This window comes from Maribacter corallii (assembly GCF_047345415.1).
Classification (GTDB): Bacteria; Bacteroidota; Bacteroidia; order Flavobacteriales; family Flavobacteriaceae; genus Maribacter_C.
The window spans coordinates 214,950-234,372 of record NZ_JBLFEP010000003.1 but is presented as its reverse complement, the minus strand read 5'-3'; the positions used below and the strand labels follow the sequence as shown (position 1 = coordinate 234,372).

The 19,423-nt window shown below is 42.1% G+C and carries 19 protein-coding genes; 5 read left to right on the top strand and 14 right to left on the bottom strand.

Annotated elements, in window-relative coordinates:
- Positions 1–33: 33 nt before the first annotated feature.
- The gene (locus ACKWCA_RS11025; RefSeq protein ID WP_413978254.1) at positions 34–2,292 is read right to left on the bottom strand and encodes a TonB-dependent receptor plug domain-containing protein; all 2,259 of its coding nucleotides are present in this window, start codon (positions 2,290–2,292) and stop codon (positions 34–36) included.
- A 56-nt stretch (positions 2,293–2,348) separates the two neighbouring features.
- Positions 2,349–3,695, bottom strand: coding sequence for a M24 family metallopeptidase (locus ACKWCA_RS11020; protein WP_413978253.1), 1,347 nt, complete (start codon positions 3,693–3,695; stop codon positions 2,349–2,351).
- 94 nt (positions 3,696–3,789) lie between these two features.
- Between ACKWCA_RS11020 and ACKWCA_RS11015 the strand changes: the two genes are divergently transcribed.
- On the top strand, positions 3,790–4,506 hold the full coding sequence (locus ACKWCA_RS11015) for a DUF4886 domain-containing protein (RefSeq protein ID WP_413978252.1): 717 nt from the start codon (positions 3,790–3,792) through the stop codon (positions 4,504–4,506).
- A gap of 32 nt (positions 4,507–4,538) precedes the next feature.
- Here the strand turns inward: ACKWCA_RS11015 and ACKWCA_RS11010 are convergent, their stop codons facing one another.
- Genes ACKWCA_RS11010 through ACKWCA_RS11000 form a run of 3 tightly spaced genes read right to left on the bottom strand, consistent with a single transcriptional unit; the run spans position 4,539 to position 7,619 of the window.
- Positions 4,539–5,657: an AMP-binding protein gene (locus ACKWCA_RS11010; RefSeq protein ID WP_413978251.1), complete on the bottom strand. Its 1,119-nt coding sequence runs from the start codon at positions 5,655–5,657 to the stop codon at positions 4,539–4,541.
- Positions 5,590–6,573, bottom strand: a complete 984-nt coding sequence (locus ACKWCA_RS11005) for a CPBP family intramembrane glutamic endopeptidase (protein ID WP_413978250.1) — start codon at positions 6,571–6,573, stop codon at positions 5,590–5,592. The genes ACKWCA_RS11010 and ACKWCA_RS11005 overlap by 68 nt, the downstream gene beginning before the upstream one ends.
- Positions 6,564–7,619, bottom strand: a complete 1,056-nt coding sequence (locus ACKWCA_RS11000) for an o-succinylbenzoate synthase (RefSeq protein WP_413978249.1) — start codon at positions 7,617–7,619, stop codon at positions 6,564–6,566. The genes ACKWCA_RS11005 and ACKWCA_RS11000 overlap by 10 nt, the downstream gene beginning before the upstream one ends.
- A 47-nt stretch (positions 7,620–7,666) precedes the next feature.
- Between ACKWCA_RS11000 and ACKWCA_RS10995 the strand changes: the two genes are divergently transcribed.
- Positions 7,667–8,458 carry an SDR family oxidoreductase gene (locus ACKWCA_RS10995; RefSeq protein ID WP_413978248.1) on the top strand — a complete coding sequence of 264 codons (792 nt, stop codon included), beginning with the start codon at positions 7,667–7,669 and terminating at the stop codon, positions 8,456–8,458.
- A gap of 9 nt (positions 8,459–8,467) precedes the next feature.
- Here ACKWCA_RS10995 and ACKWCA_RS10990 read toward each other — a convergent pair whose 3' ends face one another.
- From ACKWCA_RS10990 to ACKWCA_RS10975, 4 genes are all read right to left on the bottom strand, one after another.
- Complete coding sequence (locus tag ACKWCA_RS10990) at positions 8,468–10,435, bottom strand: sensor histidine kinase (protein ID WP_413978247.1); 1,968 nt, start codon at positions 10,433–10,435, stop codon at positions 8,468–8,470.
- A 479-nt stretch (positions 10,436–10,914) separates the two neighbouring features.
- Positions 10,915–11,670: a LytR/AlgR family response regulator transcription factor gene (locus tag ACKWCA_RS10985; RefSeq protein WP_413978246.1), complete on the bottom strand. Its 756-nt coding sequence runs from the start codon at positions 11,668–11,670 to the stop codon at positions 10,915–10,917.
- Positions 11,671–11,710: 40 nt separating this feature from the next.
- Positions 11,711–12,610: a 1,4-dihydroxy-2-naphthoate octaprenyltransferase gene (gene menA / locus ACKWCA_RS10980; protein ID WP_413978245.1), complete on the bottom strand. Its 900-nt coding sequence runs from the start codon at positions 12,608–12,610 to the stop codon at positions 11,711–11,713.
- A 2-nt stretch (positions 12,611–12,612) separates the two neighbouring features.
- Positions 12,613–13,215, bottom strand: a complete 603-nt coding sequence (locus ACKWCA_RS10975; protein ID WP_413978244.1) for an SPOR domain-containing protein — start codon at positions 13,213–13,215, stop codon at positions 12,613–12,615.
- A 121-nt stretch (positions 13,216–13,336) separates the two neighbouring features.
- Between ACKWCA_RS10975 and ACKWCA_RS10970 the strand changes: the two genes are divergently transcribed.
- Positions 13,337–13,495, top strand: a complete 159-nt coding sequence (locus ACKWCA_RS10970) for a hypothetical protein (protein WP_413978243.1) — start codon at positions 13,337–13,339, stop codon at positions 13,493–13,495.
- Here ACKWCA_RS10970 and ACKWCA_RS10965 read toward each other — a convergent pair.
- From ACKWCA_RS10965 to ACKWCA_RS10945, 5 genes are all read right to left on the bottom strand, one after another.
- Positions 13,478–14,317, bottom strand: coding sequence for a CvfB family protein (locus tag ACKWCA_RS10965; RefSeq protein WP_413978242.1), 840 nt, complete (start codon positions 14,315–14,317; stop codon positions 13,478–13,480). The two genes, ACKWCA_RS10970 and ACKWCA_RS10965, sit on opposite strands and share 18 nt — an antisense overlap.
- A gap of 82 nt (positions 14,318–14,399) precedes the next feature.
- Positions 14,400–14,738 (bottom strand): DUF2853 family protein, encoded by a 339-nt coding sequence (locus ACKWCA_RS10960; RefSeq protein ID WP_413978241.1) that lies wholly within the window; start codon positions 14,736–14,738, stop codon positions 14,400–14,402.
- Between the two features lie 38 nt (positions 14,739–14,776).
- On the bottom strand, positions 14,777–16,528 hold the full coding sequence (gene menD / locus ACKWCA_RS10955; protein ID WP_413978240.1) for a 2-succinyl-5-enolpyruvyl-6-hydroxy-3-cyclohexene-1-carboxylic-acid synthase: 1,752 nt from the start codon (positions 16,526–16,528) through the stop codon (positions 14,777–14,779).
- Between the two features lie 51 nt (positions 16,529–16,579).
- On the bottom strand, positions 16,580–17,689 hold the full coding sequence (locus ACKWCA_RS10950; RefSeq protein WP_413978239.1) for a chorismate-binding protein: 1,110 nt from the start codon (positions 17,687–17,689) through the stop codon (positions 16,580–16,582).
- The gene (locus tag ACKWCA_RS10945; RefSeq protein ID WP_413978238.1) at positions 17,690–18,112 is read right to left on the bottom strand and encodes a PaaI family thioesterase; all 423 of its coding nucleotides are present in this window, start codon (positions 18,110–18,112) and stop codon (positions 17,690–17,692) included.
- Positions 18,113–18,182: 70 nt separating this feature from the next.
- On the opposite strand from ACKWCA_RS10945, the gene ACKWCA_RS10940 reads away from it, so the two are divergent.
- Both ACKWCA_RS10940 and ACKWCA_RS10935 read left to right on the top strand, forming a co-directional pair.
- Positions 18,183–18,827 (top strand): alpha/beta hydrolase, encoded by a 645-nt coding sequence (locus tag ACKWCA_RS10940; RefSeq protein WP_413978237.1) that lies wholly within the window; start codon positions 18,183–18,185, stop codon positions 18,825–18,827.
- Positions 18,828–19,403: a GNAT family N-acetyltransferase gene (locus tag ACKWCA_RS10935; RefSeq protein ID WP_413978236.1), complete on the top strand. Its 576-nt coding sequence runs from the start codon at positions 18,828–18,830 to the stop codon at positions 19,401–19,403. It abuts the gene before it with no gap.
- Positions 19,404–19,423: the final 20 nt, after the last annotated feature.

The following is a 19,423-nucleotide window of genomic DNA, read 5'->3' as shown; positions in this document are numbered from 1 at the left end:
ATTTTAAGAATAATCCATCTCACTTGAAACCAATCAGTTGACCACTAACTTCCGCACGTTCTTCTTTTCATTCGGTTCGGAGAAATGAACAACGATTTCCTCTTGAATTTGATTCGGTAGGCCAAAGTTTTTGTACACAGTGGTCTTCAACACAAAGGGAATTTTTTCCACATCCTTTTTCTCGCCCAAGTATTTGGCATTGATGACCCATTCACCAGTCATATCTCCATAAAATTCGTACTCTTCGAGACGGTAATTGTTCTTCAATTCATCAGTAATGCGCGCAGCAAGAGCACTATTTGTATGCTCCCAATTGAAATACCTCTTCTGAGGATTCACGAATTGCAGTTCAAATTCCGCCCCCGGTATATTCCATTCAAACACCAAACGAACTTTATACTTGATATTATTCAGGAATTCCGATTCCACATTGGAGAGGTTCAGTTTACTCCTGTGCCGGGCAATTAGATTCTTGATCTCACGCTTAAGGGTTTTTGTTATGGGCGACGCATTGACGGAAAAATACTTGTCGCCACGCTCTAACGCCAGTAGTTCGTTCAAGGTCTCTTGATAATGACCAAGTTCAATCTTCGCCTTCGCCCTATTGAAATACGCATTGACATCGGAGGGGGCCAATTGTATGATCTCCTCGTTGATGCGCACTACGTTTTGGGGATCTCCAATAGCCGAAAGGGCCTTTGCCACCGTTCTAAGTGTCTCAAGATTGTCTCTACTATGCTCCAAAAGATTCGAAATCACTCTTTGGGCAAGTTGGGTATCTTTTGTCCTAAAATATTGGAACGCGTCTAAATAAAAAGTACTGTTGGATCCATTTAAATCCTTCAATGCCAAATAGGTATTGTATGCATCTTGTGGAGAATCGCTTGCCATTAAGGCCCGTACCGTCGGACTCGTTTGTACTCCGTCCTCTTCTTGCGATTCTTTGTAGACATTGTTTTTCAACAAGGCACGGTCTATCGGTTTCCCCGTTTTCTGGTTTGTAAATACTGCCGTTTTGGTGGTAATCAAAATGACCCCGCCCCGGCCTTCGCTTCCCCAGGCATTAGTAGCGGCCAATCCTTTTAAAACTGTAATATTCGCGATATTCGCCGGGTCAATATAATCCATATTGGCATTCGAGGTCACAAAGCTTCCGGCCGCGTTGTTCGAGTTCGACTGGAAGGCGGCACCTACCGAGGTAGTACTTCTTTTCATGGGGACACCATTTACCACGACCAATGCATTGGTATTCATATTAATACTACCACTTCCTCTAATCTTTGCCGCTCCTAAACCTCCAGCTTCCCTATCCCAGGCATTTTGTCCGGGCACCTCAAGTCCCGTCACTTTTGTATTTATGGCATCACCTATAGTGGTGGTTACCTCCGATATATCCTCATCGTCGATCTCAGATACGGTATATCCAATAGCCTCTTGTTTTTGAAGACCATATCCGGTTAAGGCCATTTCCGCTTTCTCCAGTTCTTTTTCCACAACGATGACCTCGTCTAACGCGACGATATTGGAGGCCATAAAAACATCGACATGGGCCATGATTTCAACCGGAACCGTTTTGATGGTCTTACTAGTTCTACTGGTTACCACCAAGGTATCACCGACTTGTGCCGGTATCGAAAAACCACCGGAGGGACCCGTCAAAAAGCTATCGGACAGCCCTTTTACAGCAACTCTTACATCGGCTGCGGGTTTATTATCCACATAAACGGTACCCTTAATTGTCGATTCTTTTGAAGATTGATCGCTTTGGGCCTTTTGCTGTAACCTCATTACGTTTTCAGGCAGCATTGCAGCAAAATCCATTAAACGACTTTTGTTCAACAGGGCACTCCGTTCTAAAAATTCGGAATCCCCATTGGGACTGCTATTGATCAAAAAGCTCTTACCCTTCAATGATATATTATCTTTGGATAAGGACTTTTGACCATCCGTAAACATGTAGACGTTGTCATTTTTGATTTTCCCTTTTAAAACTCCGTAAATGGTGGCCCCGTCATAGGAGACATTTTCCAAGTCTTCTCTAAGTTGTGACCAATCCCCATCGGTAACTCCATATTTTTTTTCGGTTACCTCGGTACCGAATAGTAGTAGTTGTATCTCTTGGTCAGGGTTTCTTTCAAAAACCTTTTTCAACACCGAAAGGTCTTTTTCCAAATTCCTAGTCGTCATTGAGGCGGAAACATCCCAACAGATGGTCGTATTCCGATTGACTACCTCTTGTGCGGATAGCAGGCTTGCTAAAAAAAACAGTAATATCGTAAGGTTTTTTTCCATGTTATTTTTTGTTTTTTAGAGTTCACATAAGCTTGTATATATACGAAACTTATTTTTTAGTTTCCTTGATGTGCTTTTATCCTTGGAATGAGCAACAGCTCCGTTTGACGACCGTTTACATAGCGGAATCCCTTATCACCATAAAAACCAGCTTCTTCTAACATAATCCGGATATCTCTTTTCCATTCGGGAATGGTTATGGTTGTATTCAATTCGATGGCATACACCGTATTTGGATTCAGCGGATAGTTTTCACCATCATCTTTCATGACCCCACCCTGGGCATCCCACATTCCAATGGTTGTGCCGGCAGAGTGCCCATAAGACCCCAGCGGATGGGTATAAATTGAAGGACGCAATCCTGCCGCTTTTGCCTCCGACAGGGCCTTGGCCAGAATCTCATTACCCGTTTTCCCCTTTATCATATTATTGGTCAGGTAATCTTGTACACGATTACCGTCCTTTAATCCATCTACGAGAAATTTTGGTGCTTCTTTTTCTTCTGGCTTAAGCACATACGCCAACTCTTGGCAGTCGGTGTTCAATCTTAGATAGGTGATTCCGAAATCACAATGCAATAGGTCGCCCGGTCGTATCACCATATCATCCGGTCGACCGGAAAAGGAATATAGGTGTCCCACTAGTTCTTCACTGGTACGCTGCACATCTACGGTTGGATGAAACCAGGTTTCCAGACCTAAATCGGTCACTTTTTGCCGCATCCACCACTCTACTTCCGTCGTCGTTGTTACGCCTGGTGTAATCACTTTTTCTGAAAAGGCCTCTGCAATAATATCATGGGTAACGTCCACCAATTGGTCATAAATTATCATTTCCCGTTCTGTTCGGGTTTCGATCCATCTCACGGCCAACTGTTCTGCGGACACAACCTTTTTATGGTATTTTTTGGGTAATTTTTCCATGAACTCCATATAATCGGTTTTGTCAAGACCATCTGCTATATTGTGATCTTTAGAGAAATTGAGTCCTATGTTCTCCGGATTTCGCTCTTCTATCAATTGCATCAGGCGTTGCCATTGGTCGGGTTCTTTTTCCTTGTCCCAAGCTGATTGAATGTTCTCACCTACATTGTAACGCGCCACGGCCAATTTATCGATCGTGTTTTTGGCTTTATCCCTATAAAACAATAGCATGGTCCGCCTACGGGCATTTAACCAAGTAGCCGGTAGCATCGTTCGTAATACGGGATCTTCGTTGTATTCGCGCGAAATGAGAATCCACATATCCAAATCGACTTGATCCATCAATTTAGGTAGTAGGTTGTCAAATCTTTCAGCAAGTATTTCATCGACCACACGGGCACGTTCCCGCTCCGATAATAACTGTTGCCCCGCCACTGGAATTTGACTGAGCAAACAAATAAGTAGTACAATTTTTTTCATTCTTAAAACAAGTGTTTTATTGGGTTTTTCAATTCTTCTAAAATACGCCTTATCTTTGAATGGTATGAGCGCGATAAGGTATTTTTCATGTCTTATGACAGTAGTTTTTACACTATTGTTCTGCTCTTGTAATGCCCAAAACGACGATAACAACGCTTCTGAAGATAAGGGAAAGGAGATTGAGTCAGCACCGGAAGCCATCCTTTTTATTGGCAATAGCCATACATATTACAATCAAGGGCTCGCCACGCATCTTTTGGAATTCAGAAAAAACGATGGTTCGGAATTAGAGCCCGTTATTCAGGAAGTCGCCAAGGGTGGTTATTCCCTTGAAGACCATCTCAATGATCCAAGCAGTCTTTCAAAAATAAACGAACGGAATTGGGACTATGTCATTTTTCAAGAGAATACCTCCGTTGCGGCCGAAGCACTTGAGTCTACCACAGATGCCATGATCGTCCTTGCCGATATGGTCGCACAAAACGATACCGAGATTCTCTTGTTCATGACCTGGCCGTATAAAGAAAGGCCTGAAATGCTCAATGGAATAAAAAAGACCTATGAGTCCGGGGCCAAGGCTATCAATGCTACCATCGTACCGGTCGGCGAAGATTGGACAGCGATAGACACGGAAACTGAAATCGATGTGGAGTTTTATGATGCCGATGGGGTACATGCCACTCTTGAAGGCACGTTTTATGCTAGTGCGAAATTCTATAAGGCTATTTATGGAAAAACACCCACTCAAAATCCGTATACGGCCGGTTTACCTACTTCGATAGCCAATTACCTGAAATCAAAGGCAGAGTAAACAAAGAGCGTAAAAGAACGTTTATGAAGTGGCTAAATATCTAGAAGCGCTATGGTTTCCTTTCTTCGGATTTTACCCGTATCGGTTTTCAAAAACTTCGGAAGGGTGTACAACTCTTTCGGAAACTCAAAACGTTCTAAAACGCCTTCCGATTTTAAGGTATTCTCCAACTCGTGCAGATCTATTGTGCCTTCCAGCACTACAATCAACTTTTGACCCAAGGCTTGATCGGGCAAAGAGGCAACAAAAAACGGATTGGGGATAAATGGAACGAGTTTGGCCTCTATTTGCTCTGGAAATAGCTTTACACCCCCTGAATTGATCACATTATCGTAACGCCCCAACCATTCAAATTCAGTTTTCGAAATCAGGTGTACCATATCATTGGTGGCCACGGGTTCCGTCGAAATCATTGGCGCTGTGATAATCAGGCAACCTCTCTCGTCCTTCGTAAACTGCACATTGGGCATGGCGGAAAAATGCGAATTACCGGTATTGATCTCGCGAACGGCGATATGGGTAATGGTCTCGGTCATACCATAGGTTTCATAAACTCGTGTAGATTTTGTACCTACTTGTTGGCGCAACGGATCAGAAAGCGGGGCTCCGCCAACGATCAACGTTCTAAACTGTTCCATTTTGTTAATGGAATTTCCTAATTGTAGGGGTACCATGGCGCCGAAGTCATATTCCTTTTCAATTTGAGCTAAAGGATACGAACTGGAACGGACATAATCAAGTTCTAGACCCAATACCATCGCCCTAACCAACATCATTTTACCTGCGATATATTGGGCGGGAAGACATAAGAGTGCCCTATCACCTGCTTGTAAAGCAAAATAGGTGCCGGTGGCCAAGGCCGAATGAACCATCTGCTGTTTTTGTAGTTGAATCACTTTGGGGGTACCGGTGGAGCCCGAGGTCTTGACCGCTATCGTATTTTTTGGGTTCAACCAGTCCAGTAGAAAGTTTCCAATCGATCTTTCATATAGCTCACCTTCCTTTATCAAGCTATAGGCCACTTCCTTTAGTGCCTCTAGATTATAGCCTACCCCATTCAACTTGAATTTGGAGTGAATATCCCTATAACTCCTGTTGACTTCCATCGGCTGAAGTTGCGATTGCGTTTTTAGCAAGGAATGTTTCCTCATCGACAACTTTTCCAAAGAGGCGTTCTTTCCAATTCGTCCAGCCATATTTCTTTGAGAAAACGATCAATAAAATGGGATAGATCACCAACACTGGTACAAAGATGTCCCAACCCAAAACCGGTTCTGAGATATCACGATATATGGAATCGGTTTGAAATGCCGTCCAATCGGCCGTCACCAAAAGAGCGGTTGTCAGATTGTTGGCGGCGTGAAATCCGATGGGCAATTCCAATCCCTGATCCATAAGGGTCAAGATGCCCAGAAAAAAACCCGTCCCGATATAATAGACCATGATGCCATAGCCTAATTTTTCTACCTCGGGGTTCAAAATGTGCATTAGACCAAATAGTATCGAAGTAAAGAACAAGGGCACCCATCTATTTTTGGCCAAAAGCCCAATACCTTGCATCATATACCCCCTCAAATAATATTCTTCCATACTGGTCTGAATAGGAATCAGCACAATGGAAATGGCGGCTAGAATCAAAAAAGGCTTCAGGTTAAAATTAAATTGGTAATCTTCGGGGGCCAGTTGAATATCTATAAATACAAAGGCTATCGAAATAAGTGACCAAAGAATGAAGGCAAAAAAGATTCGGCCCCAATCGACTTTTTTTCGAGACGTGGTGAGTTCTTTAATCGGTTGTTTGTGCACTAATTTTATCCAGATAAACAAACAAGCCAGACCAATAGCAAATGTCAAGAGCATCAAAAAGAGAAAGAGGTTAGATCCCAAAGCTTCTGACATCAGTGCCACATCGCCGCTGGCCAAAATCTCCATGACGTTCGATTTGGTGAATAGGGCTGCCATGAGGGGGGCGGCACCGAATATCTGCCAACAAAAAAATATGACTCCGATACCCAAAAGATAGCGCCAAAATTCATGTTGGCTCTTATATGCCTGTTCTATATACATAGTTCTTCAATTAAATTGGTTCTCCAAGGCGTATTGTAAGGGTCGTAAGATAATGTTCCTTTTGAAACCTTCAAAGGGCTTTCGATGTTATTGGTAAACAGGCTTCCTGTGCCCAGGCCTTGGGGCAAGGCGTTCTTTAAGGTGAACGTCCATTGTGCGATGGCGTTCAAACCGATATTACTTTCCAACGCGCTGGTGACCCACCATCCGATATTCAGTTTACTGGCCAAGGCAATCCACTCGGCACTACCTTTATATCCTCCGACCAGACTTGGCTTCAAAATGATAAATTGGGGTTTAATATGGCGTAGTAGTTTTGCTTTATGTTCTACGTCAAAAATCCCGATAAGTTCTTCATCTAAAGCAATATTCAAAGGGGTCTGAGCACATAGATCACTCATCGCCGATAACTGTCCTTGTCGTATCGGCTGCTCAATCGAATGCAGATCCAATTCGGCCAGTGTCTTAAGTTTGGAAAGGGCATCCGTTTTCGAAAAAGCACCATTGGCATCTACCCGTAGTTCTATCTCTTCTTTAGGAAATCGGTCTCGAATTGATTTCAAGAGACTGACCTCCTTGTCAAAGTCGATCGCTCCGATCTTCATTTTGATACAACCGAAACCTTCTTGTAATTTTTGCTGTATCTGCTCCTTCATGAAAGCTTCATCGCCCATCCAGATGAGTCCGTTGATCTCAATGGAGCGTTTGCCTTTTGTGAAGTCCGAAGGAAAAAGTTCAAAAGGGTGGTCCGAAGCCAATGATAAAAAGGCCTGTTCTATGCCAAATTGAATACTTGGAAATTTCCGCAATGCTTCCCATAGGGCATCCTTTCCTAAATGGATATGGTCACACACCCACTTTAAAGTCTCCTCATACTCAGGCACATCATCAATACTCAATCCCCTTAAAATGCCACATTCCCCTATACCATACCGTTCATTGTGGTTCACTATTAAAAACCAACTTTCCTTTTGCGTGAGCACTCCGCGTGAAGTTCCGCTAGGTTGCTTAAAATCGAGAACGTATTTTTTATAGGTGGCCTTCATTGGATAGCGTCAAATTTAACCATATTTTGGGCCATAAATCAGATAACATGGCAAAGATCGACGGCAAAACAGTATGGATAACCGGGGCCTCTTCAGGAATCGGCGAAGCATTGGTCTATGCCCTGGACAAAAAAGATTGCAAGCTCATTATTTCCTCTAGGAAAAAAGAGGCCCTGGAACGCGTGAAATCGAATTGCATCCATAAAGAGAACATCGCCATCGTTCCCATGGATCTGGCCGATATCACCGCTATGCCCGAAAAGGCCAAGCAGGCATTTGAAGTATTCGGTAGCATTGCCATTCTAATTAACAATGCCGGAATCAGTCAACGCTCGGAAATTGCCAAGACCGATATCAGTGTGTACAAAAAACTCATGGATATCAACTATTTGGGCACGGTCGCCTTGAGCAAGTCGGTACTGCCCTACTTCATACAGAACTCAAGTGGGCATTTCGTGACGGTTTCCAGTTTAATGGGAAAGTTCGCTGGTCCGCAACGTTCGGGCTACTGCGGCGCTAAACATGCACTACACGGTTTTTTCGACGTGTTACGAATGGAGCATGAAAGCGATGGAATCGATGTCACAATGATATGCCCCGGGTATGTGCAAACCAACATAGATAAAAACGCCCTAACTGCGGATGGAAGTCCACAACGTACGCATGATGCCGAAAACCAAAACGGATTACCGGTAGACGTATTCGCAAAGAAGATGATACGGGCAATAGAACGAAAAAAATACGAGGCGTATATGGGTGGCAAAGAGGTAATGGGGGTCTATGTGAAACGATTGTTTCCTAGACTCTTGCACCGACTTGTACTGCGTAGCACGAAATGAAAATGGGGATTATTTGAAATTGAACCAAAATCGAACGCCCTCAGAGGTTTTATCGATATTCAATTTAGATTGTAATTGGTTGACCAAACGGTTCATCAATCGTATTCCCATAGAGGCATTCGTTCGCTGATCGGTATCTTCCGGCAGTCCTACTCCATTATCGGTATATTCGAAAAAACCATCTTGGTTCGCTATCTTACGTAAGTGGATATAGATTTTTCCGTTATCTTCATTTTTGGGGAAAGCGTACTTGAACGAGTTCGATACCAGTTCATTGAGAATCAGTCCGAAGGGAATGGCCCTATCAATATCCAGCTCGACATCCTCTGCATCTACGGTGATATTAATATTGTGTCCTCCTTTTTTATAAACGGATTGTACACTATTGATCAAACTCTCGATATATCCTTGCATTTCAATGACCGATAGATCATCATGTTGGTAGAGTTTTTGATGGATCAAGGCCATCGCCTTTACCCTACTCTTTCCTTCCTCTAAAGCCTCAATAGCGGCCTTGCTTCGTGTGTTTTTGGTTTGCAGACTCAAAAGACTTGATACCATTTGAAGGTTGTTCTTAACCCTATGGTGAATCTCTTTCAATAGGGAATCTTTCTCCACAAGCGAGTTCTCTATAATATGCTTTTGTTCTGCAATAAGACGTTGGTTCTTTATACTTTTCAGATAGGCATACACTAGCCCGGCAAAACCCAATAAGGTAAAAATCAAGGAAATGAACACCAAACTGATTTTCTCATCTTTGGCAATCATGTCGCTTCTTGACTTCTCAAGGGCGGCGCGTTGTTCTTCCATCATACGCTGGGCGTTGGCCTTATCTTCACCCACTACGGCGGCCAACTGTTTCTCCCATAGGTCAGACTTGTTCTCTTCTACGGAATCACGAATGCGCATGTTTCTCTTGTAATACTCCGATGCGGTCGCGAAGTTATCGGTCTTATCATAGTACGAAGCCAATAGCCGATTCTTTTTAAGGACATTTTCCAATTTAATGGGTCTCGTACCATCACTGAGATAGTCCGTAGCTTTTTCAAAATCTTCCAATTGTAGATAGCACAGTGCGATTTCCAATTTGTTTTCGACCAGATCCGTGGAGTACTTCCCGGCATTGTATACTTTGATACTATCGATGCTCCTTTCCAAATAGGGCAAGGCCTCGGTGTATTGCTTTAACAATACATGGCATTTGCCTATATTTCCATCGATAATCGCTCTTAAGACCTTGCTTTCCGTTTCTTGTTTTTCCGATTTTTCGGTGATGACATCATTCAGATAGACATTGATGAATCCGTGGGCTTTTTTATAATTGCTGAGCGACGTCGGATACGATTTATCAAGTCTTAAAAAGGTGCCCACATTGTTCCAAAAAACAGCCTGCCCATAATAGTCTTTTTCGCTGACGTTCTTTTTCTCATTTTCAAAATAATCTTTCATGGCATCTCGGTGCAGGCCGAGATTGGAATAGATATCATAAAAGGCGATATTCTCGGTCAGACCGAGCTCTCTTTTCTCTTTTCTGATTTCCATCTGCTTGGCATAGAGTTCCAATTTCGAATAGGTAACATCCATCAATTCAAAAAGTGTGGCCCTGGTATCATCCCCTAGTGACCTCTCGTTTGCATAGAGTTCTTTGGCAATCGCCAAACTCTTGTCATAATCGCCAAGATCATGATGTATTTGAGATTGCACTAATTTATAATGGGTAATGGCTAACGAATCCTTGGTCTTTTCTGAATTGTTCAGATAGACATTAACCGCTTCCAACCAATCATATGCCGAATTTTCATTATAGCGATTTGGGGTGTTGAAGAAAAAGACAAAACGTTCTTCGGAACTTTCAGAGGCCTTGAACATGTTGAAAAAACCCTGAACGGAAACGGCATCGCTTTGCGCTAAAACTGCCGGCGCAAAGAGACCGCATAAAATCAGATAAGCAAGAATCTTGAATGGAACTTTTTTCATATCATACTAACGAACCAAACATACTATTATATCGCGGCTCTACTAAATTTTTGTTGTAAGCCAAATTTGCGATCCGGACCGTTTCCGTTGAATTCAACCTCCGGAACTCTTACAACATTGTTCTCTTTACTAGTTTTGGTTCATGACCATTTTTCAGACTCCGGGGGACTAGGTCCGTAAAAGCCAATAAATAAAGGGCTAACCTGAAAATGAAGCAATCTTCACTTGCACCTTTTTCAACCTTGTTCAATACAAAAAGTAAGATTTTGGGGATCCACTAGTTCTTTTCAAAATTATTGATAAGAATTCAATGTTGATCTACATTGTTGTGTAATGGTTATTTTTTGTTGTGAAAATCAAAAAATAACCAAAAGTGTGTACTTCATCCGATTTTTATGCATTTTATGGAAACGACAAGAAAGTCGAAGGCAAAAATCAAGGTTTAGACTATCACTTGCTTGTGGGTTGCAATTGAACCTTTATGAATTCATCGCTGAAATAATAAACTCTTTAAAGTCTTTTGAAATCGGAATCAGATTGTTGTTGATCATGATGTCTTTGGAATTGATGGCATCAATATGATCTACGTTTACAATATATGATTTATGGGCCCTATAAAATTTATTCTTAGGTAGCTTTTCCAAATAGTCCTTTAGAGGGGATCTGACCAAGAATTTTTTATCAACGGTATTCACTTCCAAATACACATTATCAGCCTTAATAAATTGAATATCCTCAAATTGGATTCGGTAGTAGAGATGTTGTTTTTTGACGAAAATGGAATCTTTCAATACTGAATTCGAAAGGGGCAACTCATCTTGGACCATTTCACTCCCTTGCTTATCAGCTTGGGTACTGTGAGTGAAGTTTGCAAGAGCGATCTCAATAGAGGTATATAGGTCTTGTTGCTCAAAAGGTTTGACCAAATAACCATTGGGTTTGACCGTCTTTGCATTTTCCACCGTAGCTCTATCGGAGTTAGAGGTGACAAAGATGAACGGAATATCGTAATTCTCTCGAATATGTTTACCCAAATCTATACCAGTTCTGTCAGAGGCGAGAATAATATCTATTAAAACAAGATCTACCTTTTGGGTTTTCAGCACCTCTTCTGCCTGCTCGTAAACAATAACGTTGTCCACGATTTCGTAGCCGATTTCTTCGAGCATAGATTGCATATCGTCAGCAATGATGACATTGTCCTCTACGATAAGTATTCTAATAGGTTGTTCCAAAGTTGTTGTGGTTTAGAAGGTTATACTGTAAAATTACAAATTAATTAAAGGTGGTATAAAACAACAGGGAGAGCAAAAAAGTGCTCAAGGCCAGTTTTTTAAGTTCTGGGTCCAATAAGACGGGTTCTTTCGCCCGATATACGTTTCTTATATGAAATGCAATAGGTACAAAGGCTATCAATACAAGCCACTGATACCAATTCGTAAAACTGCTCAAAACAAAGATGAACATGCTCAAAAAACCTGAGGTGAGCAATGCGTAGTGGTAGCGCTTCCCATTTTGGAAACCGATTTTTACGACCACTGTATTTTTATTGGCTTTCTTATCAGATACACAATCACGAAGATTATTCAGGTTAAGTACCCCAACGCTCAGCATACCAATGGTAATGGCCGGTAACCAAGCGAGTACCGTCAAGAATTTAGTGTACAAGAACATCGAGCCCAATACACCTATCAATCCGAAAAAGATAAAAACAAAGATATCGCCGAGACCTTTATATCCATAGGCTGATTTACCTACAGTATACTTTATGGCCGCCCAAATACTCACGAGCCCTAGTGCGGCGAAAAGCAGGAAATAGCCCATATTTTGGAGTCCGAAAGAAGCGTACAATAAGGCCAGTACCAGTGCCAAACTGATTAAAATGGAGATAACAATCCCGGTTTTGAGCGCTTTGCGCGTCAAGCGACCACTTTGTAAGGCACGTGCTGGTCCTATTCTATCAGAATTGTCCGTACCCTTTACCCCATCACCATAATCATTGGCGAAATTCGAGGTAACCTGAAAACTTATAGTGGTAAACAAAGCGAGTATGAATATTAGTAGGTTATTTTTTTCATAAAAATCTGCAAGGGCAGTGCCGACAATAACTCCGGAGATCGATAGAGGTAACGTTCTTGGTCTAGCCGCATTGAGCCATGCACCGATTTTTCGCAAAACTAATAAGGGTCTTCTATTTTTATTCGTTTTCCTTCTTTATACGATGCTACGAAAGCATCCTTAAAACCAATATCAACTAATTCTTTTCTAAACTTTCGCGCTTCTTCCAATGTTTGGAAATTACCAAGTGAATAGGAATAAAACGGATTCGTTTTTACGAACATCGTGTTCGTCAGCGCTTCAGAGGCCAAGGTAACATTGTTATCCACAAACGACTTTACCTGAACTGAATAAATCATTTCCTTTTCCAGGAATTTTTTGGCGAGGTAATACTCCTTTACCAAACTCAATTCTTCGTTTTGTTCCTTTAGATTATCGATCCTTGTTTTGATCGCATCAAGACTATCTATAGACACCAAAAGATTATTTTGTTGTTCCAATCCCCCGCCGCTGCTACTTAATCCTGCCGTGAAGGAAGTAATGGCTAAAGCCCCAATGAAAAAAAGAGTGGTCACCCCTGCAAGTACATTGCGTTGAATCTTACTTTTTTTAAGTTCCTTGTTCTTTATCTTTATTTGGTCTAGAAGACGTTCATTAATGATTTGGGCCTTATCAATGTCCTTGTGCAATTCCAATAAATCACTTTCTTCTATAAATGGCATGTACTGTTGGGTTTAGGGGATGTCTTAGCGCTAAAGTAATTAAAATTCATTGATGGTAATAAAATTTGTACGACCAATGTTGCAAAATTATAAATTTTCGTGGTCTAGCTAATGAAAAGTGATGTCAAACAATCATATTGAATTGATTTCCATTTGCTTATCGATGAACGACACCGTCAAAAAATGGTCCTTCTTTCGAAGTTCGGAAATCGAATTCTCTTGGCGTTCCTCAAAGTATCGGGAAGTTCTCGCCGCCAATGGCCTATTTGGTCTCGATTAAATAAATACCGTCTTTTTTAATCTCTATTTTCCGTGCTTTATACAATGTTCCGATACCCTTTTTGAAGGTCTTCTTGCTCATCTGTAGCTCTTCTTGAATTTCTTCTGGGGCAGATTTATCATTTAACCCGAGAAAACCATTATGATGTTTTAAGGTATCATAGATCTTATTGGCAGCAGGCTCCAGTATACTTTTGCCCAGAGGTTGTAGTGAAATATCGATTTTATGATCGCCACGAATCGCCTTGATTACTCCGGGCATGACATCCCCGACCGAAATTCTTTTAAAGACCTCATTGGCATAGACCAAGCCCTTGTGAAGATTGTTGATGATCACTTCCCATCCTAAATCCGTTTTTCGGGTGACAATAATTTCGACCTCCTCCCAAACACGAACCGTAAGCTCTTCATTACTCAAGAATTTTTCCAACTTATTGGAGGCCACAAGCCGATTGCTCTGCTCGTCTAAATAACAATAGACCACATACCATTGCCCCTCCCTCATCTTGTTGCGCTGTTCGCGAAAAGGAACTAGCAAATGCTTCTCCAACCCCCAGTCGAGAAAAGCCCCGAACTCATTTACTTCGACTACCTTCAACAACTGAAACTCGTTCACCATGATTTCAGGTTCCAAGGTGGTCGCCACCGGACGTTCATCATGATCCAAATAACAGAAGACGGCTATTGAATCTCCAATAGTGTAGTCTTCGGGTACGTACTTTTTCGGCAGTAAAATACCCGAATGGGTACCATCCCCTAAAAACAAGCCAACACTTGTTTCTCTGAGGATTTCGAGTGTATTGAATTTTCCCAGTTCGACCATGGGGCAAAAGTACTGTTAAATTATGGGCATAAAAAAACCATCTGTTCCTTAAACAGATGGTTTTTTGATTTGTTATAACTTCTTAATAAGCGGATTCTTTCTTGAAGTGTCTGCACAACATATAGTAAACGACCGCTCTATGCTTGTTTTTGTTTGAAGAACCATACTTGTCAAGAACACTTTTGATGGCATCCATTAAATCTGAGCTATCACTCATACCTAATTTTTTGATCAAATAATTGTTCTTTACCGTCTCTAATTCTTTTTCATCTCCTCCCGAAACTTTGGAAGCATCCAAATTGTAGATTGATGGTCCTAATCCAATAGTAACTTTTGTTAGCAAATCCATATCTGGCGTCTGACCAAATTTGTCTTTAATATCAGCCGCATACTTTTCGATCAATTCGTCTCTTTTACTCATAATAGTTAGTGTTCTTGTTATATATGGTTAATAAAAGTCTAAGATATAAAATCGAAATAACCAAGCAAAATTTTATCGTTCAAGATTCTGGGAGTAATAACCTCTAATAGGCTTGGCCCTGTTTTTTGCTGAAAAAAGCCCGGTAAAAAACTTAGCACTTCTTTCTCCGATTTCGCCACAAGGTGCGTAAAACCGTACATTTTGCATAAATGTGACACATCATAATTCTGAGTGGTCTCAAAATAACGTTCAAAATTTTCACTATCGTCTTTACCCGGTAGTATTCTAAAAATACCCCCGCCTCCATTATTGATAAGTATGATTTTAAAATCGGGCCTGATATATTCGTTCCACAAACCGTTGCTGTCGTATAGAAAACTGAGGTCACCTGTGATGAGCAAGGTCGGATCTTTATGATAGTGTGATGCACCCACCGCGGTAGATGTACTTCCATCGATCCCACTTGTTCCGCGGTTACAGAAAACCTTTACGCTAGTATCCAGATCAAAAAGCTGCATGTAGCGCACGGTAGAGCTATTGGCCAATTGCACTTGATACGCACTTGGAATATGGTTGCAAATGTGATAAAAGGCCAACATGTCGGAAAACGGAATCTGTTTCAAATACACTTCCCTCCGCTTCCGATAATCATCCCGGATGGAATTCCAATATGGAAAATAGGTGCTTGCCTTTGTTTTCGATTGTTCGAAAAAAGTCTGAAAAAAGCGATTTGGTGCCAGCTTGAAATGGCGCGTTAATGAAAAAAAAGTGTCATAGGCTTTCAGTTCATCCACATGCCAATGTTCTTTGGGTCGATACGCTCTCAGAAAAGCCTTTATCTTTTTGGAAACGATCAGCCCACCAAAAGTGAGCAGAATATCAGGGCGTAATTTATTGAACAGGGCTTCTTTCCTTGGCGATTTCTCAATTGGTGCGACGATACTATCGATACTTGGGAAAAAATTAGAATGATGCAAGTTTGAGGTCGATTCGGTTAATACAACTACCGAGGGGTCATTCCCTAAAAAATCCAAAAAACGTTGCTCAATGGCATTCGGGTGGTTCACCCCCACTAAAACCATCTTTCGTTCGGCCTTGTTCCAGAGATCGGTATAACGGTCAATGTCGGTTAAATCAATCGTATCCGATTCCGCATTGGCGATTTCGAACATCCCGTTCCGCTCTTCAACCACATCATACAACGGCTCTTCAAATGGGGCGTTGATATGTACCGGTAAACCGGTATTCAAAGCGGTATTCAAGCTTCTGTTCAATTCAGCATCATTATGGGCCTGTATGCTTTGTTGGGTCTCTTCCACTCCCCCTGCGTAAATGGACTCGCGCGCATAACGATAAATCCGGTCCGTGGCGTGAACCACATCTTGTTTTAGATTGGCCGAGTACCCGATATGCCTATGAAAAACGTCGTCTTGCCGTATGGTCTGGCCATCACCTACATCTATCTTATAACTCGGCCGATCGGCCGAAATGACCACTAGGGGTATATCGCTATAAAACGCCTCGGCAATTGCGGGATAGTAGTTCAATAAAGCACTGCCGGAAGTACATACGACCGCAACCGGTTGTCGTAATTGCTGTGCAATGCCCAATGCAAAAAAAGCAGCACTCCGCTCATCCACGATACTAAAACATTTGAAAAAAGGATCTTCGGTGAAACCAATGGTCAAAGGTGCATTTCTTGAACCCGGAGAGATTACAATGTTTTCAATGCCCTTGGCCTTGCAGTGACAAACTATGGCTTGCGCCAAGGGAATACTGGAATACTTCATCAGCACAAAAATACGACGCAAACCGCTCTTTACCCAATGCTATCCGAAATACTACTGTGGGGCCAACACTTGTAACATTGTATTGGTCTTGGCTATGGTTTCTTCCCATTCCAATTCCGCATTCGAGTCTTTGGTGATGCCTCCACCAACATAGACGATGGCCGTGTCATCTTGAAGTTGCATACAACGCAGATTCACGAAAAAGATGGTTTGTTCCATAAATGATACATAGGCCCGGTTTTCCTGATTTCTTTTGCGACCGGAAGGCCTCTTTTCGATTCGCGTATTCAGCTCCCCTAAAAATCCAGTGTAGTATGATCGATCATAAGCTTCGTTTGCTGCTATGAACTTTTTACTTAGGGCCATGGGCATACCACAAACAGCAGGGGTGGGATGCAAGGCCTTGACAAGCGCGCCCAAATTTCCTTTTTCATATATAGCGACCAGTTTGGTTCTTAGGTGAAGCAGCGTTCCTGCTTGAATGGTTTCGCGCTCACCTATGTCGAGGTTAGTTACCTTATCCTTTAAAACACTTGCGATATAGCGTGTCACCAATTCTTGCTCTTCGAGTTCCTTCGCACCCCAATTAGCAGGTACGAGTGCATTATACTTTTGGGTGCCTGCCAATGACATGGTAGTCAATCTTTGATTTTCACTTTTCATGAGAATTTCCGGGGTCGCTCCGAGCCAAGTACCTACTTTAGGATGATACCAGAGATAGCAAAAGGCGTTCTGATACTGTTCTAGAAGCCTCTGAAACAACACTAAGGGTGATAAAGTACAAATCACCTCCACCTTTCTAGAGAGCACCACCTTCTCTAGTTCATCCTCTTTGATTTTCTCGATGGCACGGTTGACCAAATCGATGTATGTGCTTTTTGAGGTCGTGTCGACCTCGAAGGACAAGCGCTCTTTTTCATCGGTTTCGACTACATCGAATCGGGCGGTCAGACGCTGGTCGCTATGCAGCAACAGTGTCGGTCGGTCGTTATCAAAGGGCGCAAAGACGAAACCTGATGTCGTGAAATTCGTTAAATGGTGTACTGCATCATCCTCTTGTAAAAGAGCCACTACCTGCTGCTCCTTAGGCATACGGTAGGCCGCAAAAGGTAAATTCTTTGCGTGATGGGCCTTTATTTCATCTAAAAACTCCCCGAACATTTATTTTCTTGGCAAGGCAATAGTGGTCAATTTACAAATCGAGATCAAGTCTCCGTCGGCATTGGTAATCTTAATATCCCACAACTGTGTGGTTCGCCCTTTATGAACTATCGTGGCACGGGCGAAAACCTCTCCATCTCGAACACTCTTTACATGGTTCGCCGAAATCTCAATTCCCCTGACGAACATCTTTTGGGCATCCAAAAATATATAGGAAGCAGTGCTGCCAACGCTTTCGGCCAACGCGACCATAGCGCCCCCGTGCAAAACACCATCGGGCTGATGAACCGACGGGGTAACCGGCATTTTTCCTACCAAAAAATTTTCTCCGACATCTATATATTCTATCTGCAAGGTTTCCATCATCGTATTCTTCGAGGAGGCATTGCAGACCTTCAATATTTTCTCCTTGTATTCGTCCATGGAACTTTTTTTGTAAAATTACGGATTACCGAATCAAAAAAAGACTTTCCTTTATGGTAGTTTTGAATATATGGGCAGACAAGAAAAACAAGTGGGTTACCAAACCACGAATACCTATGAAACCCTTAATGAGGTAACAGGGAAAACCAAAAATGTTTGGATCGTACTTCATGGCATCGGCTATTTGAGTAAATACTTTCTACGCTATTTTGAAGATTTGAATCCTGAGGAAAATTACGTTATTGCTCCTCAGGCTCCCTCAAAATACTATTTGAAAAACGAGTATAAACATGTCGGCGCCAGTTGGCTGACCAAAGAGCGGACGGAACTCGAGGTTCAAAACGTAGTTGCTTATCTGAATGCCGTATACCAGGCCGAAAACATCCCCGAGCATTGCCAATTATATATTTTGGGGTTCTCGCAAGGGGTTTCCATCGCGACGCGGTGGGTGGCCCGCGAGCAAATCAAATGTCGCTCGTTGATTTTGTATGCAGGGGGAATTCCCAATGAACTCACCCCTGATGATTTTTCATTTTTAGAGACCAACAACACTTCGGTTTCTATCCTCGTGGGAAATCGGGATGAATATCTCAATGCCGAACGCCTGCAACAAGAATCCATAAAAATGGAGAAGCTCTTTAAGGGGCGCGCCAAACAGATTATCTTTGAGGGCGGTCATGAACTAAAAAAAGAACTGATACATCAACTCATCTAAATGAAACCGTTTCCGAATCTAGTTACCGACAGACTCTTTCTGAATCAAATAAAGACCACCGATATTCCTTTGATCGTCGCTTATGCGGGAAATATTAAAATTATACAGAATACCCGAACGATGCCTTTCCCTTATTTTGAGGAAGATGCCATTGCCTGGATAAATATGGCCAATCAGGGTTTTAAGGCCAAAGACAATTACATATTCGCCATACGTTCCAAAACGGACGAATCGTTTATGGGCGGAATCGGGCTGACTTTGGATGTTTCGCAAAACCGGGCAGAGTTAGGGTATTGGTTGGCCGAGAAATTTTGGGGCGCAGGCTTTACAACTGAAGCGGTAAAGGCCATATTGCAGTTTGGTTTTGAACAGCTGAAGCTCAATAAGATCATCGCGGTCTATCTGACAACCAATGTTGCTTCCGGAAAGGTTATGATAAAAAACAACATGATCAAGGAAGCGGAATTAAAAGACCACGATTTAAAAAGAGGAAGCACTCTTGAGCAACCCGAATATGTTTCCTTGATCCAATACCGCATACTCAAAGACGAATACGAAAAAATAAAAAACACGTAGTCAATTTGGCCTGACCTCTT

Coding starts and splice junctions, on each gene's coding strand:
- ACKWCA_RS11025 (WP_413978254.1), bottom strand. CDS start 2,292: ATGGAAAAAAACCTTACGATATTACTGTTTTTTTTAGCAAGCCTGCTA.
- ACKWCA_RS11020 (WP_413978253.1), bottom strand. CDS start 3,695: ATGAAAAAAATTGTACTACTTATTTGTTTGCTCAGTCAAATTCCAGTG.
- ACKWCA_RS11015 (WP_413978252.1), top strand. CDS start 3,790: ATGACAGTAGTTTTTACACTATTGTTCTGCTCTTGTAATGCCCAAAAC.
- ACKWCA_RS11010 (WP_413978251.1), bottom strand. CDS start 5,657: ATGAGGAAACATTCCTTGCTAAAAACGCAATCGCAACTTCAGCCGATG.
- ACKWCA_RS11005 (WP_413978250.1), bottom strand. CDS start 6,573: ATGTATATAGAACAGGCATATAAGAGCCAACATGAATTTTGGCGCTAT.
- ACKWCA_RS11000 (WP_413978249.1), bottom strand. CDS start 7,619: ATGAAGGCCACCTATAAAAAATACGTTCTCGATTTTAAGCAACCTAGC.
- ACKWCA_RS10995 (WP_413978248.1), top strand. CDS start 7,667: ATGGCAAAGATCGACGGCAAAACAGTATGGATAACCGGGGCCTCTTCA.
- ACKWCA_RS10990 (WP_413978247.1), bottom strand. CDS start 10,435: ATGAAAAAAGTTCCATTCAAGATTCTTGCTTATCTGATTTTATGCGGT.
- ACKWCA_RS10975 (WP_413978244.1), bottom strand. CDS start 13,215: ATGCCATTTATAGAAGAAAGTGATTTATTGGAATTGCACAAGGACATT.
- ACKWCA_RS10970 (WP_413978243.1), top strand. CDS start 13,337: ATGTCAAACAATCATATTGAATTGATTTCCATTTGCTTATCGATGAAC.
- ACKWCA_RS10965 (WP_413978242.1), bottom strand. CDS start 14,317: ATGGTCGAACTGGGAAAATTCAATACACTCGAAATCCTCAGAGAAACA.
- ACKWCA_RS10960 (WP_413978241.1), bottom strand. CDS start 14,738: ATGAGTAAAAGAGACGAATTGATCGAAAAGTATGCGGCTGATATTAAA.
- menD (WP_413978240.1), bottom strand. CDS start 16,528: ATGAAGTATTCCAGTATTCCCTTGGCGCAAGCCATAGTTTGTCACTGC.
- ACKWCA_RS10950 (WP_413978239.1), bottom strand. CDS start 17,689: ATGTTCGGGGAGTTTTTAGATGAAATAAAGGCCCATCACGCAAAGAAT.
- ACKWCA_RS10945 (WP_413978238.1), bottom strand. CDS start 18,112: ATGGACGAATACAAGGAGAAAATATTGAAGGTCTGCAATGCCTCCTCG.
- ACKWCA_RS10940 (WP_413978237.1), top strand. CDS start 18,183: ATGGGCAGACAAGAAAAACAAGTGGGTTACCAAACCACGAATACCTAT.
- ACKWCA_RS10935 (WP_413978236.1), top strand. CDS start 18,828: ATGAAACCGTTTCCGAATCTAGTTACCGACAGACTCTTTCTGAATCAA.